15 protein-coding genes are annotated in these 17,132 nt (G+C 32.9%); 10 read left to right on the top strand and 5 right to left on the bottom strand.

What is annotated here, in order from left to right; all coding sequences use genetic code 11:
* Positions 1-49: 49 nt before the first annotated feature.
* Both CD135_RS05595 and CD135_RS05590 read right to left on the bottom strand, forming a co-directional pair.
* The gene (locus CD135_RS05595; protein WP_103268979.1) at positions 50-700 is read right to left on the bottom strand and encodes a hypothetical protein; all 651 of its coding nucleotides are present in this window, start codon (positions 698-700) and stop codon (positions 50-52) included.
* Positions 701-788: 88 nt separating this feature from the next.
* Positions 789-2,540 carry a purple acid phosphatase family protein gene (locus CD135_RS05590; protein WP_228064687.1) on the bottom strand — a complete coding sequence of 584 codons (1,752 nt, stop codon included), beginning with the start codon at positions 2,538-2,540 and terminating at the stop codon, positions 789-791.
* A 279-nt stretch (positions 2,541-2,819) separates the two neighbouring features.
* On the opposite strand from CD135_RS05590, the gene CD135_RS05585 reads away from it, so the two are divergent.
* Complete coding sequence (locus CD135_RS05585) at positions 2,820-3,569, top strand: glycerophosphoryl diester phosphodiesterase (protein ID WP_064204384.1); 750 nt, start codon at positions 2,820-2,822, stop codon at positions 3,567-3,569.
* 151 nt (positions 3,570-3,720) lie between these two features.
* Here the strand turns inward: CD135_RS05585 and CD135_RS05580 are convergent, their stop codons facing one another.
* Together CD135_RS05580 and CD135_RS05575 are read right to left on the bottom strand one after the other, a co-directional pair.
* Positions 3,721-4,953, bottom strand: coding sequence for an MFS transporter (locus CD135_RS05580; RefSeq protein ID WP_103268977.1), 1,233 nt, complete (start codon positions 4,951-4,953; stop codon positions 3,721-3,723).
* Position 4,954: 1 nt separating this feature from the next.
* Positions 4,955-6,109: a hypothetical protein gene (locus tag CD135_RS05575; protein ID WP_103268976.1), complete on the bottom strand. Its 1,155-nt coding sequence runs from the start codon at positions 6,107-6,109 to the stop codon at positions 4,955-4,957.
* A 263-nt stretch (positions 6,110-6,372) separates the two neighbouring features.
* Here CD135_RS05575 and CD135_RS05570 point away from each other — a divergent pair, with 263 nt between their 5' ends.
* Positions 6,373-7,347 (top strand): ketoacyl-ACP synthase III, encoded by a 975-nt coding sequence (locus CD135_RS05570; protein WP_016998953.1) that lies wholly within the window; start codon positions 6,373-6,375, stop codon positions 7,345-7,347.
* A gap of 83 nt (positions 7,348-7,430) precedes the next feature.
* On the opposite strand, the gene CD135_RS05565 is transcribed toward CD135_RS05570, so the two are convergent.
* Positions 7,431-8,621, bottom strand: coding sequence for an NADH-dependent flavin oxidoreductase (locus CD135_RS05565; protein WP_016998954.1), 1,191 nt, complete (start codon positions 8,619-8,621; stop codon positions 7,431-7,433).
* Between the two features lie 265 nt (positions 8,622-8,886).
* On the opposite strand from CD135_RS05565, the gene CD135_RS05560 reads away from it, so the two are divergent.
* The 8 genes from CD135_RS05560 (at position 8,887) to CD135_RS05525 (ending at position 17,089) form a co-directional block, all read left to right on the top strand.
* Complete coding sequence (locus CD135_RS05560; RefSeq protein ID WP_167543681.1) at positions 8,887-9,891, top strand: LLM class flavin-dependent oxidoreductase; 1,005 nt, start codon at positions 8,887-8,889, stop codon at positions 9,889-9,891.
* 18 nt (positions 9,892-9,909) lie between these two features.
* Positions 9,910-10,242, top strand: a complete 333-nt coding sequence (locus tag CD135_RS05555) for a glycine cleavage system H family protein (RefSeq protein ID WP_103268974.1) — start codon at positions 9,910-9,912, stop codon at positions 10,240-10,242.
* Entirely contained in the window at positions 10,243-11,028 is a 786-nt protein-coding gene (locus CD135_RS05550) for a protein-ADP-ribose hydrolase (RefSeq protein WP_103268973.1), read from the top strand.
* Positions 11,021-11,911, top strand: a complete 891-nt coding sequence (locus CD135_RS05545) for an SIR2 family NAD-dependent protein deacylase (RefSeq protein ID WP_103268972.1) — start codon at positions 11,021-11,023, stop codon at positions 11,909-11,911. Before CD135_RS05550 ends, CD135_RS05545 begins: the two co-directional genes overlap by 8 nt.
* A 10-nt stretch (positions 11,912-11,921) precedes the next feature.
* Complete coding sequence (locus tag CD135_RS05540) at positions 11,922-12,944, top strand: lipoate--protein ligase (RefSeq protein ID WP_103268971.1); 1,023 nt, start codon at positions 11,922-11,924, stop codon at positions 12,942-12,944.
* A gap of 496 nt (positions 12,945-13,440) precedes the next feature.
* A complete protein-coding gene (locus CD135_RS05535; RefSeq protein WP_064204397.1) occupies positions 13,441-14,469 on the top strand; it encodes a TAXI family TRAP transporter solute-binding subunit in 1,029 nt (342 codons plus the stop codon).
* Positions 14,459-16,384 (top strand): TRAP transporter permease, encoded by a 1,926-nt coding sequence (locus CD135_RS05530; RefSeq protein ID WP_103268970.1) that lies wholly within the window; start codon positions 14,459-14,461, stop codon positions 16,382-16,384. Before CD135_RS05535 ends, CD135_RS05530 begins: the two co-directional genes overlap by 11 nt.
* The gene (locus CD135_RS05525; protein WP_064204399.1) at positions 16,385-17,089 is read left to right on the top strand and encodes a FadR/GntR family transcriptional regulator; all 705 of its coding nucleotides are present in this window, start codon (positions 16,385-16,387) and stop codon (positions 17,087-17,089) included. It begins immediately after the preceding gene.
* The last annotated feature ends 43 nt before the right edge of the window (positions 17,090-17,132 follow it).

Raw genomic sequence — 17,132 nt, 5'->3', positions numbered from 1 at the left:
AAGATAAGCTTTTTATATGAGTGATAAAGTGTAAAAATTCCTTTTAATATCATTTATTATTTAGAATTTTTTTCCAACCTTCTGTTAAGGTCTCATTTTTTACTTCTTTGAAAATGAAGTTAGGTTTTAAGTTTGGATCTTTGTCATTATGATCTTTTGCTGCGAACCCTGTTGAAAGAGTAATGTCATCTTCTGAATTAAATGTGTGTGCATAAACTTTACCATTATCAGCAAACAAATATTTTGTAATAGGCTTATTCATATTTGCTACATTTTGATAGCCTTCAATATTAGATAAATTTTCTGCTGCTTTATCAAACCCAGTTGTGCCATTACTTGAATGATATGAGACAGCCCCAACAACATTGTGTATATCAAATGCTTTTTTGCCTGGTTTGCCTTTATCACTAACTTGAATTTCACCATCATCTGTAAGTGTATATGCATCACCAGTAGCATAATCACCGAAGCTCAAATAACGATTAGAGATTGCTAAAGATTGTTCTTGAGCATATTTATCTAATGATTTCATGATAGATTTTTTAATTTTTTTCTTATCTGATGAATTAATATCTGTTTTTTGGGCTTGAGTTGTATGTGCTGATTTAACGTGTTGTTGAGATTGGCTTTGGCTACTACAACCGACGGTAAAAACGACGATGCTAATTGTAAGAAAAATGTATTTGAATATTGCTTTCATAAATAAACTCCTTTATGTATAAGGGGGTGGGACTACGAAATCTTTTTATCAAAATAAGATTTCTGTCCCACTCCCAATTCATTCATAACTATTTATTTTGCTTATTTTTCAAAATACCAAATTCGTCGACTAATTTTACTTCACGTTGTTCTCCTTTGCTAATATCTCCGTATAGTTGATAAATTTTCACTTTAAGTTTGTTTCCTGATACTTCGTAAACTGAGAAGTTTTGCTCGGATGAATCGCGATTATTTTCATGACTAGTATCAAAAGCTTTAGATTTATGTGGTTGATTGCCAAGTGCGAACAAGCTGTTGTAATGATCTAATTGTTGTTGTGTTAAATCTCCTAATTCAGGACGTACTTTTTTGATGTGTTCTAATGAACGATCATAAATAGCATCATAAGCTTTTGTACCACCTGTGTTTGGCAACACATAGACTGAACCATTTGGATTATCATAATATTCTACATGGTCTTTTCCTAAAACTTGTGGTGCATCTTCAGGTTTTGCGTTTACAAAGCTATTTTTAGTAGAAGTATGCTCCAATGGTTTAGTTCGTGATAAAACATGATCGTGACCTTGTAACACTAAATCCACATCTAATTCATCAATCTCTTTTGTCAGTTCATTTCTAATTTTATTAACATCTTCATCGGATAGTGCATGATAAGATTTTGAATACATCGGTTTATGCAGGTTTAAAATAATCCATTTTGCACCGTTTTGTTTTGCTTGCTTAATATCTTTTTTAATCCAATCCATTTGTTCTTTGCCGATTGCTTTTTCATCAGGATTATCTTTAGATTTTTTGTTGTCATTTGTATTTGCTACAACCATGTGTGCACCGTTGTAATCAAATGAGTAATAAGAACCACCATTTACTGCATTATTTTCTTTTGGCACGTTCATGTGTTTGTTAAATTGACCTAATAATTTGTCATCGTCTTCACTTAAAGCATATTCATCGTGGTTTCCTGGAGCAGAAGCGACTGGAACAGATAAAAATGAAGGTCTTGAGCGCTCGTATAAATCTACCCATTCATCTTCAACTTCAGCAGTTTCAACAAAATCACCTGTGTGTAATGCAAAATTTGGATCTCCTGCTGTTTGAATTGCTTGTTGAATTGTATCAGCACCGAATTGAGCTTCGTTTCTTACATGTTCATTCCAGTAAGCATTTTGTGTATCAGTATACTGTACGAATTTAAATTCATCACCACTGTTACCAGATGTTTTGAATTGACCAACTTCACTTTGTGGACCACTCGCACTACCAACTTTATAATAGTATTTTGTATTCGGCTTTAAATTTTGAGCTTTAGCTTTATATGTATACTCTGGAACGGTAGTTAATTCAGACTTACCGTGTTTATCACCGCTAGTCCATTCCGCACCGCTAGCATTCTCATCAGTATAATAGCCATTAATTTTTTCTTTACCATTACTATCTTTAATAATTTCGCCTTCATCGTCTTTCTCTACATCAGCAAAAATGAAATTCCCGTTTTTATCTCGTTCGACATATTTAGAATTTACTTTTTTAGGCTTTGAATTAACTACTTGCGCGTCACTAAAATCTCCCGTTTCTGATATCCATACTTTTGCATCATTAAACTTATTTGTCGTGTACCAACTAAAACCCATTTGTGTTCTTGTATCACCATTAAAATTAGCGATTATACGATTTGGGTTGTTATTTGTAGGCACGGGCGCTACTTGAGGTTTTTCTTGCATAATCTTGATAGATTGATTACTTTGGGCTTGGGAACTGTTTTGCTCAGGTGCTTTTCCCGCTCCACTTGCATCTGCATATTGTGAACCAGGTAAGAGTAACATAACACTTGCTGTACTTGCTGTGACAAACTTTAACAAATTTCCACTTTTCATCTTTTAAGAACCTCCTATGTATGATTACTTCGAATTATAGCAATGGGATGTTAAATTAATATTAAGATGTTGTTAAAATACATAACTTGCTTTAAACCGCTAATAAACTAATAGAATGACCTTTACAAGAGACTCATATTTCTTGTGTTGGACGTTCTTTATATCTAAAATACAAAAAAAGAGGGTAGTAGATTAATAGAACCTTCAATATAGTTAAGGAGTGAAGATATGCTTACCGTTTATGGACATAGAGGGCTGCCTAGTAAAGCTCCAGAAAATACGATTGCATCTTTCAAAGCAGCATCCGAAATTGAGGATGTAAAATGGTTGGAACTTGATGTAGCCATTACGAAAGATGAACAATTAATTATTATTCATGATGATTATTTAGATCGTACGACAAATATGACCGGGGAAATAACTCAATATAATTATAGTGACATTAAATCTGCATCTGCCGGATCTTGGTATAGTTCGAAATTCAAAGATGAAGTTTTGCCAACATTTGACGATGTGATTGAAATAGCAAATGAATATAATATGAATTTGAATGTAGAATTAAAAGGTGTAACTGGACCAAATGGAACTGCACTTTCCAATAGTATGGTTAAACAAGTTAAGGAAAAGTTAGCTCAGTTAAACTCTAATCTTGAAGTTCTTATTTCAAGTTTTAATTTTGTATTAATCAAGTTATCGCATGAAATAATGCCGGAATATAAACGAGCTTGTTTATTCTGGACAACATCTTTCAGAGAAGACTGGAGAACAATTTTAGATTATTGTCATTCTAAAACTGTTAATGTTCAAGATTCATCTCAGTTAACGCAATCTAAAATAAGTGTGATTAAAGAAGCAGGATATGAAATTAACGTTTGGACTGTTAATAAAGCATCCCGTGCGAATCAACTCGCAAATTGGGGAATAGATGGTATCTTCACAGATAACGCTGATAAATTAATTCATTTATCAAATTCATAAAAAGCCTTAGCTATAAACCTACTAATGTAATTAGGTTTTAAGCTAAGGCTTTTTTAATATTTCTGTTTCACGTGAGACAATTTTAATATTTATAGACGAATTTACATGGAGGGAGTCTAAGGGTTGTCTGACCGTACTGATACGGGTAGTCTTATTTCTCTTGATTTTTATCCGTGTTATAGACTGTTTGATCTTTATTGTCTTGTTTTTTTTCTTGTTGCTCTGCTTTGTCTTCTTCTTCGACTTCAGCTTCTTGTTGTTCTTTTTCTTCTCGTAATTCTTTGATGCGTTTGTAACGCATTTTTTGTCTATAGCCATAAGTACTTTCGAGTATTAATTCTTCATTATTTAAGCCTGCGCCAATTGCTCCGGCAACAGTAGAAATTGATGCTGCGAACCATGCAAGGTTAAAGAAAGTTATGAAGTCTGCTGATCTGCCCATCTTCAATGTTTGACCGAGATAATCAGGCGGTAAAATCACAAGGGCGGCTACTAAGAATAAAATCAATAATGTCACATAATAAATAATCAATGAAATTGCTAAAGTAGAAACCGTTGTAAAATTATACAATCTCGTAATGCGACGATCTTCACTTTGTTTAATAGGCTCCCACAAACGATGTGCTACAATTGTCCAAATCATCATACCTAAAACTGCAACAATCGTCATACAAAATAATCGCCACTCTGTATAAACATAACTTAAATTCCACATTGTTGTAAAAACGATACCGAATGCTCCAGTTGTAAAAGCTATTGCCACAACACTACTTAAACTAGACATCATATTGAGCGGGTTGTTCGCAAAAGTCATACCACTTATTAATCTAAATGCCCCAAATGTTTTATTGGATACTAAATATTGAACGTGTTCTGATTTAGTATTTTCTATATAGTGTGATGTACGTTTAAGAGATGATAAAGGAAATTGGCTATTCATCAATTCATGGCTTGTTTCTGATTCTTTATTTTTATTTTTATGTTTGTACTCATTTACTTCTTTAATAATGCCAACGATAGTATGTTTCGCTCTTTTTTTCATTGGTCTCCAACCGTATGAAGGGAGAGAAATAAGACTTGTACCAGTGTCTTTATTAATATCGACAGCTACAACATATTTTTCTTGAAAGACTGGTAAATCGGTTATACATATCGTATAAGCCCATTCATTAGAATGATTGTAGTCATTTGTTTTTTCATAGATTCGTTCAACAGATTCTGCTGAACCCGTTAAAGGATCGATTGTTAAACTAATTTTCCATTCAACATCTGAATTTATATATTTAGATAAAGTTTCAGGTAGTTCATTTTCAAGTTGATAAGCTAAATTTTCAGGGAGGCCAGGGGCTGCAACTATACCTACGACTATTTTATTTTTAGTCATCTTATTTCTCCTCCTTTCTATGCGATTGTTTTTCACCTTCATATTGTTCTTCATTTTCTTTATCATCTTCACTTTGACTTTGAGAAATGTATTCGTAACGATAGTATTGTCTGTAAGAATACGTTACGCGACGAATTTTTTCAGCATTCTCAACTGTTGAACCTAAAGCTCCTGCTAAAAAGCCTAGTGAAGTAATGAACCAAATTAAATTAACATAGTCTATGAAAGTTGGGTGTATGCTATTTAAAGAAGTCCATGATGTAAATAACTCAGGTGGCACGAAAAGTAACGCACTTATTCCGAGTAACACAAAAAGTAAAAGGTAGTGAAATATAGTAATCGAGCCTACCGTCATAAATGTTGTTAAATTATAAGCATTTCGATAAATCCTTTGTGTTTTTGTAGAAGGATGCTCCCAAAGCTTATAAGAATAAATTAACCATGCAGTCATCCCTATTAAAGATAAAAGCGTTAATAAAATAAAACGCCAATAATCATATGAAATACTTAAATCCCAAGGCGTTGAAAAAATAGACACATACGTACCTGTCGCAAATGAAACAGATATAATCTTTTTGAAATCACCTATTGCTGACCATGGTTCATTAGCATAAGTCATCCCAGCAATAATATGAATCCAACCTATAGCAGCAGATTCTATTATAATTCGTACAGTTTGGGTTGAATTGTCCTCATTAGGTGTTACTTTAGATATTTTGGCAAATTTAAATCCTTTATTTTTTAATAAATCAACATCGTCTTCTTTGCGATACATGTAATTAAGCACAAAAGCTAGAAAGCTTTTCAATTTCTTCTTTAAATTAATTACACCAAGAGCTGGTAAAGAAAGAAATGCTGAATGTGTGTCTGTTTTTATATCACATACGACTGCTTTTTTACCAGAAATACTCGGTAAATCAGTGACACAAATAACATAATCCCAATTGTTTTGATCTTTTTTATCTTTTATTAAATCGAGTGTTTCATCCATATGCTCAGATGTGCCAATCATAGGAGCTACTTCCTGTTCAAAGTGCCAATCCACGTTTGAATCTATATTAGATTTGAAAGTTTCCTCTAGTTGATTGATTACTTTATCAATTAATTTATTTGGCATATCTGGAGAAGGAATCAATCCAACTGTTATAGCCTTCATAAGGTGACCTCCTTAAACTTATATGACCATTTATTAATTCCCGTATTATCCTGATTTAATCATATTCAGAGCAAAAGAAAAAACCAAATAACATACTTTATACACAAAAAATATATAATATGACCATTTATTAATTTAAAATCTAGGAGTATAGTTGTTTATAGTACGATAATAAAAAAAAGTAGTTCACATCATTTAATGAATAACAAAAGTATTATTTTAAAAAGAAAATAAGAATTCTATCAAGATGAGGTGGGGAAAAGATGACTCATGCAAAAATTACAGCTGTTGGCTCATATAAGCCATCAAAAGTATTAACAAACGAAGATATGGAACAACTAGTTGAAACAAGTGACGATTGGATTATTTCACGTACAGGTATTAAAGAACGACGTATAGCAGCAGATGACGAATTTACATCTGATTTATGTTATGAAGCTATTAAAAATTTAGAAAAGAAATATAATAAAGACATTAGCGATGTGGATTTAATAATTGTCTCAACTTTAACACCGGACTATAGAACGCCAAGTGTAGCTTCATATGTACAAGGTAGACTAGGTCTTGAAAATGCTGCTGCAATAGATGTTAATGCAGCGTGCGCAGGATTTGTATATGGTATTAATATGGCAAATGCATATATATCATCAGGTATGTACAATAAAATTATTGTCGTTGCAGGTGAAGTTTTATCTAAAATCACTGATTATTCTGACCGTAATACGTGTGTTTTATTTGGTGATGGCGCGGGTGCATTTTTAATAGAAAATGATGAAGAATCAAGTTTTATCACCTCCACAAGTGGCTCAGAAGGAAAATTAGCTGAAAGTTTATACTGTACAGATGTAAGTAAAACGATGTTCGGAAAAGATTTAGAACAAATCGGTTTTGTAAATCAAAATGGTAAAGAAGTGTATAAATGGGCAATTAAAATGGTACCAAGAGAAATAGAAAAAGTAGCTGAAAAAGCAAATGTAGAATTGAAAGATGTAGATTGGTTTGTACCACACAGTGCAAACTTGAAAATGATACAGAACATCTGTAAGAGAAGTGAATATCCATTTGAACAAACGCTACATAGTCTAGTTTATTACGGCAATACATCTTCAGCTACGATACCACTTGCTATAGATGATGCAGTAGACAGAGGAGATATTAAAAAAGGCGAAACAATACTGTTATTTGGCTTTGGCGGTGGTTTGACATATTCAAGTTCATTAATAAAATGGGGAATATAAGAGGGCAAGAAACTCTATTTTTCAAAAAAGCTCCTAATTCGTTAAACTTTATTTAACGGGTTAGGAGCTTTTGTTAAGGAAATTTAGTCATCATAATTCTTTTCTAATTTTCGTAATTCGTCTCGTGCTTTCTTTTCTAGACCTTCCCCATAATCCATCATGCGTACGATGTCTTTAAAAGCTGCTTTTGGAATTGCTAATGATACAAGTTCTTCTGATGTTACATTTAAATTAATTTCTTCGAGTCTGCCTTCTTTTAATTTATGAACAAAATCAGGTTCTGTAACGAAAGGTGAAGACATTCCGACCATATCTGCATTTTGGAGTGCATCTAAAGCTGTTTCTGGAGAATTGATACCTCCACTAACGATAAGTGGTATTCTTCCATTTAAATGTTCATATACGACTTGATTTACTCTTTTGCCAAAATATTTACCAGGTGTGCGCGTTGTATTTTGGTAAATATGACGCCCCCAACTAGCGATAGCTAAATAATGAATGTTTGCAACTTCTAATACCCAGTCTAAATGTTGGTTAAATTCATCGATTGTATAACCAAGTTTATCTCCTCGTGTTTCTTCAGGAGTCGCTCTATAACCGAAAATAAAATCATCAGGTGCTTCTTTATCGATTACTTTTTGGACAGCTTCCATGACTTCCAATCCGAATCTTGCTCTGTTTTCTAATGTGTTTCTTCCATATTGATCTGTTCGTTCATTTGAGAATGTAGAAAAGAATGTCTGTATAAGTAAACGTTGTGCTATAGATATTTCGACACCATCAAATCCTGCTTGAATAGCACGCGAAGTTGCGTCAGCATATTGTTGTATTACTTCATTTATTTTAGAAACTGACATTTCTAGTACTTCATGTTTAATAGGTGAATTTAATGACATTGGGCTTGGGCCATAAACTTGTCCATATTTTAAAATAGCATGATTAGAAAAACGACCTGCGTGTGCAAGTTGTAAAATAGCTTTATTGCCCGAACCTTTCATTGCTTTAGCAACTTTAGTTAACCCCGGTATACAAGCATCGTCAGAAATATTAAATCCATATTCAAATAATTGTCCGTAAGGTTCTATGTATGCTGCGCCAGTTACTTGCAAAGGTGCTGAATCTGCACGTCTTTTGGCGTAATTTAAATCTTCTTCTGTAATATGACCTTCTTTAGTAGATGAATTTGTTGTCATCGGTGAAAGTACAAAACGGTTTGATAATACAACGCCATTAGGCAATTGAAGTGATTCTAATAAAGGTGAGTATTTATTCATGTTATAACATCCTCTTTCGCGCTTTTCATTACTTTCAAATTAACATTGAAAAATTTAATAATCAATAAACAAATAGCTAAATGAATATTTATATGCTGGAAATTTAATGATTGCATAAATGGTTAACAAAATACTGATAAAAAAGTTATAATATATATTGGACAAAAAGGGATTAAGCAATAAATGTGATATTTCATACATCATCATGCATAATATAGTCGAACATGATTTTAGCAGTGATGTAAGTAATCTTGGAGATGATGGTTTGGTTGAATTAAGTGTATTGGATTACGCTGTGATAGATGAAGGGAAAAGCGCTGAAGAAGCTTTGCAAGATACTGTGAAACTGGCTAAGTTAGCAGACAAGCTTAACTTTAAGAGATTTTGGTTAACAGAGCATCACGATGTGCCAGCGTTTGCCTGCAGTAGTCCTGAATTAATGATGATGCATTTATTATCAGAAACAAAGCGAATTAAATTAGGCTCTGGTGGAGTTATGTTACCACATTATAGCCCGTATAAAATAGCAGAGAACTTTAGATTGTTAGAAGGTTTGTTTCCAAATAGAACGGATTTAGGCATTGGTAGCAATTTAGGAACTGCGATTGTTAAACGTGCTTTGAATGAAGGTAAAACAGACTTCCTAGATTATGAGCAAAGCATCAAAGATATATGTCATTATATTACGAATCAAGATGAAAGTCAGCGCTATAAAGGATTAATTGCTCAACCTCATTTATCTCATCATTCGGATATGTGGCTACTTTGTACAAGTGCTGAATCAGCTCAGATTGCAGCTGAGCAAGGAATAGGCTTGACGTTAGGTACGTTTTTATTACCTAATCAAGCTCAAATTGATAGTGCAAAAGAAAGTGTCGATACTTATCGCAAAGCTTTTAATCGCACATCATTAAATATGAGCCCCACTGTTATGATAACAACATTTGTTATTGTTACAGATACTGAACAAGAAGCTGAAGACTTGTTACAATCATTAGATGTATGGTTACTAGGCAAAAAACAGTTTGCTGAATTCAGTCGATTTCCATCTATTGAAACTGCTAAATCATATAAATTAAGTGAACGAGATCAACGTTTGATTGAACAACATCGTGCACGTGTTATTGTAGGGACGAAAGAACAAGTTAAACTTAAAGTAGATCGACTTGTCGAAGATTTCCAAGCAAATGAAGTCTTATTAGTACCATTACATCCAGGAATTAAACAGAGATGTAGAACTTTAGAGCTATTATCAGAAATATATTTATAAATGAAAGGAAGATTTTTAATGAAAAAATTAGCGAATTACTTATGGGTAGAGAAAGTAAATAATCAATATGTTTTTAGAATGACACCGGAGTTACAAGATGATATTGGAACTGTAGGTTATGTAGAATTTATGGGACCAGACGACATAAATGTAGACGATGAAATTGTAAGTATTGAAGCATCTAAAACAGTGTTAGATGTACAATCTCCATTAGCAGGTACAATCGTGGAACGTAATAAAAAAGCTGAAGATGAGCCAACAATTTTAAACTCTGAAAAACCTGAAGAAAATTGGTTAGTTAAATTAGAAAATGTAGACGAAACTGCATTTAACGCATTACCTGAGGCATAAATGAAACAAACACAAGATGAGAGACTCGCTTATCTCACAGCTTATTTATGGAATGAAGCACATGGAGACAACCCTATTGTTGATGAGGGACGAAGTAAGTGGGAGCTGTATCGCGGACTCCAAAATGTTCGTCCCCCTAAACCAATAGACGATGCTTTTATCCAAGTACAAGATGCTTATTTATCAGAAATTAACCAAAAGCATGTAACATATATTGAAGATTTGGAGCCAGAATTAAACCAAAATATTTATTTATGGCAAGGTGATATCACTACATTAGCAGTAGATGGTATTGTGAATGCTGCTAATAGTAAGTTCTTAGGTTGTATGCAGGCTAACCATAATTGTATTGATAATATTATTCATACAAAAGCTGGCGTACAGCTTCGTTTAGCATGCGATGAAATTATTAAAAAACAAGGTAAAAAAGAAGGCGTAGGTAAAGCTAAAATTACGTCATCATATAATTTACCGTCCCAATATGTGATTCATACAGTAGGACCACAAGTTCAAAGAAAACCTGTCTCACAAATGAATAAAGACTTGCTTGCGAAATCATATCGAAGTTGTTTAAAACTGGCTGATGAAAATGGATTGAAGCATTTAGCATTCTGCTGTATTTCAACTGGTGTATTTGGATTTCCACAAGAAGAGGCGGCAAAAATTGCAATAGAAACAACGTTAAATTATTTAAACGAAACAAATTCACCTATAAAAGTTATTTTTAATGTTTTTAAAGATAAAAATTTCCAATTATACAAGGAGGCACTCAGTCAACATGAATAAAGAAACATGGGATGCATTAACATTGAACCAAACCGACAATACCCAAGCTGAAGTAATTGCTCAAGCTTTTAAAGAAGCGGATGCGGTCGTAGTTGGTATTGGTGCTGGTATGTCAGCTTCTGATGGCTTCACGTATATTGGCGATCGTTTTACAAAGAACTTTCCAGACTTTATCGAAAAGTATGGATTTTTTGATATGTTACAAGCGAGTTTACATCCTTTTGAAAGCTGGCAAGAATATTGGGCTTTTGAAAGTCGATTTGTAAAATTAAATTATATAGATCAACCTGTAGGTAAGTCATATATTGCATTAAAAGAAATGCTTAAAGGTAAAGAACACCATATTATAACAACTAATGCGGATAATGCTTTTGATATAGCTGAATATGATATGGGTAAAGTGTTCCACATCCAAGGTAAATATATTTTATGGCAATGTAGTCAACACTGTCATGCTCAAACGTATCGAGATGATGATGCAATTAGACAAATGGTAGAACAACAAGAAGATATGAAAATCCCTTGGGACCTCATTCCACATTGTCCGAAATGTGATGCACCTATGGAAATAAATAAACGTAAAGCACAAGTAGGTATGGTAGAAGATGCTGACTTTCATGCACAGTTAGATCGGTATAATGCATTTTTAGAAAAACATCAAGATGACAAAGTTCTTTATATAGAAATTGGCATTGGTTACACAACACCTCAATTTGTGAAACATCCTTTCCAACGTATGACACGTCATAACGAAAATGCAGTTTATATGACTTTAAACAAAAAAGCGTATCGCATTCCTAAAAATATAGAAGATAGAACGATACATTTAACAGAAGACATTTCTACTTTAATAACAGATGCACAACAAATCTTACAAAATTAGGAGTGGTGATATGTATTTAATTGAACCTATTCGTAATGGAGAATATATTGCAGACGGCGCAATAGCCTTAGCAATGCAAGTTTATGTAAGTCAGAATATTTTCTTGGATGATGATATTTTGTTTCCATATTACTGTGACCCGAAAGTCGAGATTGGCCGTTTCCAAAATACAGCTATAGAAATTAATCAAGATTATGTAGACGAACATGATATACAAGTTGTCCGCCGAGATACAGGGGGAGGCGCAGTATATGTTGATCGTGGTGCTGTAAATATGTGCTGTATTCTTGAAAAAGATACTTCTATTTATGGAGATTTTCAGAGGTTTTACGAGCCAGCAATCGATGCCCTACATAATTTAGGAGCTACAGAAGTGATTCAAAGCGGTCGTAATGATTTAGCAATTCATGATAAAAAAGTATCAGGAGCAGCTATGACGCTTATTAACAATCGTATATATGGCGGCTATTCTTTATTATTAGATGTCGATTATGAGCCAATGGTAAATGTACTTAAACCAAATCGTAAAAAAATTGAATCTAAAGGTATAAAATCCGTACGTGCTCGCGTTGGCAATATTCGTGATTACTTAGATGAAAAATATCAAAATGTTACGATAGACGAATTTAAAAATTTAATGGTCGAACAGATTATGGGTATTGATGATATTAAAGAAGCGAAACGATATGAATTAAGCGCAGAAGATTGGGATGCAATTGATGAACTTGCAGCGAAAAAATATAAAAACTGGGATTGGAACTACGGACGTTCACCTAAATATGAATATAATCGCAGTGACCGATTCAATTGTGGCACAGTCGACATAACATTATCCATAGAACAAAATCGAATTGCCAAATGTCGAATTTACGGAGATTTCTTTGGACAAGGAGATATTACAGAAGTAGAAGAAGCATTAATAGGCACAAAAGTAGTCAAAGCAGAACTTATTAAAGCGTTAGATGAAATAAACTTAAAATATTACTTTGGTAATATTACGTCAGCAGAGCTTACTCAATTAATTTTAAGTTAAAATAAATAAGAAAGAAAAAGAGGAAATCATCAACCCAACTGATGATTTCCTCTTTTTTATAATGTTAAAAGAAAAGCTAGTTATTAAGCGAATTTGTTAATGATAGTTTTAATAATATCTACAATTCCACCTACGATTTCAGCGATACCCATTTGAAGGACCTCCTTTTCTTTTTGAATTAACTTTAGTATAAACGTAAAAATTGAAAATTTGTCATATTTTCCCTAATTGAGCAAAAAACATGCCTAACTGTAATTATTTTCCTATTGTTGTACAAATAGGCAGCGAGAGCGTTGAGATGGTTGTTTAATGCAAATATTTAAAAGAAAATAAAAAGAAAAATTTATAATTCAACTCATATAATAATGGGGTTAACACCACCTATTTATACAATTAATTGAAAAAATATTCAGAAATATGTTGAAAAATGTAACTCCGAAATATAAACTTGTAATACAAGTGAAAGCGCTTTATTTATAATTAGGGGGGATATAGTATGAAGTTTCGCTTGATCAGTTTACTAGTATGTTTAGTTGTTATATTGGCAGGTTGTAATTTTGAGAAAAAGAAAACATATAACATTGCGACAGCGTCAACAGGGGGTACCTATTATCCTATAGGTGTTGGCATGGGACAGTTATGGACTAAGCATTATCGAAGTCAAAATACTAAATTTAATGGTCAATCTTCTGCAGGTTCTGTAGAAAATATTGATTTAATGAAAAAGAATGAAGCTGACTTTTCAATTTTACAAGGTTTGATTTCTACTCAAGCATCTCAAGGAACAGGAATTTATAAAGGAGAAAAGTATGATTCCTTACGTTCAATGAGCATGATTTGGCCTAATGTTGAACATTTTGTATTAAAAAATAGCGAAGTGGAAACTGGCACAATTGCTGATATTAAAGGAAGTTCTTTCTCAGTAGGTCCTAGAGCCAGTGGTACTGAACAATCAACTTTAATGATGATGAAAGGTATTGGCCAATCAAAAAAAGATATATCTCCTGAATATTTGGGATATGAAGAAACGATTTCTTCTATGAGAGATGGCAGGCTTGATGGAGGTTCGTTACCTGCAGGTGTACCTGTATCATCGATTACTGATATGTATGCTTCAGGGGTAAATGCTACTATTTTAGAAGTGACAGATAAGCAAATGAAACAAATTAACAGTCAAGTGGATACTTGGTATCGCTATACAATTAAAAAAGGAACATATCCTAAGCAAAAGAAGGATATTCAAACAATTGCACAACCTAATATTTTAGTTACGACTAAAGAAATGGACGCAGACATGGTTTATAATTTAACTAAAATGTTGCACGAAAATCGAGATTTTATGATTGATGTACATAACTCTGCGAAAGAAATGAAGTTGGAAACTGCACTAAATGGTTTAAATACTCCATTGCATGAAGGTGCATACCGTTATTATAAAGAAAAAGGTCTCAAAATTGATGACCGATTAATCCCTGAAGAAGTTAAAGAAAAAGAAAGCAAAGGGGGTCATCAAGATGAAAAATAAACCAGAAAAAGAAATCGTAGATTCTGTTAGAGAATTAAAAGGTGGCAGTAAATACATTCTAAATGGTTTGGCTATAATTTTATCTTTATTTGTGTTAGCAGCTTCAAGTTTCTTAAATCTGCAAACATTTCATCAAAATTCAATATTTTTATTATTGATAGTGTTATTAGGTTTTTTATTATATCCGTTGAATAAAAGAGGTATTGATAAACATCATCCTTCTATTATAGATATTGGATTTATAATTTTAGCGTTACTTGGAATTGGACATATCATTCTAAATTATAATACGTTACATGTTGACCGAGCATCACATGCAAATACAACAGATTATATTTTTGCAGTTATAGCTATTATCGTATTATTCGAAATAACAAGAAGAACAATAGGTATTTTTATTCCTTTATTAAGTATATTTGCAATAATTTATGCTTTGTATGGTAATTATTTTCCTATTGATTTTGCACATTCTGGCTTTAGTTTAAATCGACTTTTATATCGATTTTATATGACAACTGAAGGTATATTTGGTAGTACTTTATCCATTGCTGCTACATATATTATGTTATTCATCTTATTTGGAGCATTTTTGGGTGTTAGTGGCGCAAGCAAGTTATTTAATGATTTGGCTTTAGCTATTGCAGGTCAACGCCGTGGAGGACCTGCACAAGTTGCGGTCATATCTAGTGCCTTAACTGGATCATTAAACGGTAGTGCCGTTGCCAACGTGGCAACAACTGGATCGTTTACAATTCCATTAATGAAAAATATAGGCCTTACTCCTCGATTCGCTGGTGGAGTTGAAGCGGCAGCTTCAACTGGAGGTATGATTATGCCACCAATTATGGGAGCAGCTGCATTTATAATGGCCGGATTTTTAGGTGTTCCTTATACAACGATTGTATTAGCTGGTATTATCCCTGCTGTATTCTATTATATTGCTTTAATATGGGCAATTGATACAGAAGCTAAAAAGAAAGGTTTAAAAGGAGTTAGTAAAGAAAATATCCCTTTAGTACGTAAAGTATTAAAAGAAAGAGGCGCATTATTATTACCTGTTATTGTAGTTATTGTAGCTCTGTTAATCGGTAAGACAGCTATATTTGCAGGATTCGCCGGAATAATTTCTTCGATTATCGCTTCTTACTGTACAACAGATAAGACAAATCGGGTAACGCCAAAAAGTTTCTTAGAGGCTCTAATAGACGGAGCCAAAGGTTCTATTCAAGTTGCTTTAGCTTGTGCTTCTGTAGGAATAGTGATTGCAACAGTTGGTATGACTGGTGTTGGCTCTATGCTGGCTTACAATGTTATTGATATAGCAGGCGGTCATTTAATAGTTATATTAATTATGGTAATGGTAACTTGTATAGTCTTGAGTTTTGGTTTACCTTCAACAGCTCTTTATATTGTCGTGGCTGTTACAGTAGCTCCGTCATTAGTACAAGCAGGTGTAGAACCTCTAGCAGCACACTTCTTTGTATTTTATTTTGGAGCGATGTCAAACGTAACACCACCTGTAGCACTTGCTGCTTATACTGGAGCTGGTATTGCAAAAGCAGATCCTGTAAAAACATCTTGGACTGCATTAAGATTAGCGTTACCAGGATTTATAATTCCATTTTTACTTGTATATCACCCAGAGTTGTTACTAAATGATGCAACTACAGGCGGTTTAAATTATGGCCAATTAATAGTGACAATTTTAATTTCATTAGTAGGTATTTATGCGTTAGTTACTGGTATGGGAAATTATTTATTTACGAAGTTGAATATATTAGAAAGAATTTTATTTATTGTATTTGCAGTAATGTTAATATTCCCTGAAATTATAACAAGTATTGTAGGGATTATTGGAGTTATATTATTGATGAGTGTTCATTATATTAAATTCAGGAAAGTAGGCGTAACATAAATGAAAAATGCTAGCTCAAAACGTTTATCAGAAGTCATCTTTAATAAATTAGTAGAAAGAATTAAAAATGACAAATATAAAGTTGGTGATAAATTACCTTCAGAGTCAGTATTAGCTAAAGAATTTGAAGTGAGTAGATATCCTATAAGAGAAGCACTGAGTAAACTAGCTTCAGCCGGATATATTGAATCATTTCAAGGCAAAGGTAGCTTTGTTATTAATCATGACGTTTCTGATACGTTTAGGCAGCATGCTTATGGTAGATTCTCAGAGAAAGATTTGCTTGATATTTTAGAAATGAGAACAATTATAGAAGTTGAAGCAGCAGGTATTTGTGCACTTAGAAGAACTGAAGAAGATATGCAATTAATAGAAGATGCTTTTCATGAATATATAGAAACACATCAAGATGAATATGCTTTAGGCATAGATCCTGATTATAATTTCCATAAATGTATTGTTCAAAGTACTAAGAATCAATATATAATCAAAACATTTGAAAATTTACAGGATATTCATGTAAATGCTTTATCATATTCATTAAAGTTAAATATAGGTATGCTTGAAAAAAGAGAGAGTGTAATTCATGAACATGAAATGATATATCAGGCTATAAAAAATCAAGACGAATACAATGCAAAAAAGGCTATGAAAGAACATTTAGTTACAATGCGCAAAAAATTGGGAGATAAAAGGTGTAGGTGATAAATGTGAAAAGCAAGGAGATTGAACAGAGATTAAGAGAAAT

The sequence above is a fragment of the Mammaliicoccus lentus genome (assembly GCF_002902755.1).
GTDB lineage: Bacteria > Bacillota > Bacilli > Staphylococcales > Staphylococcaceae > Mammaliicoccus > Mammaliicoccus lentus.
This window is presented reverse-complemented; position numbering and strand designations above follow the sequence as displayed.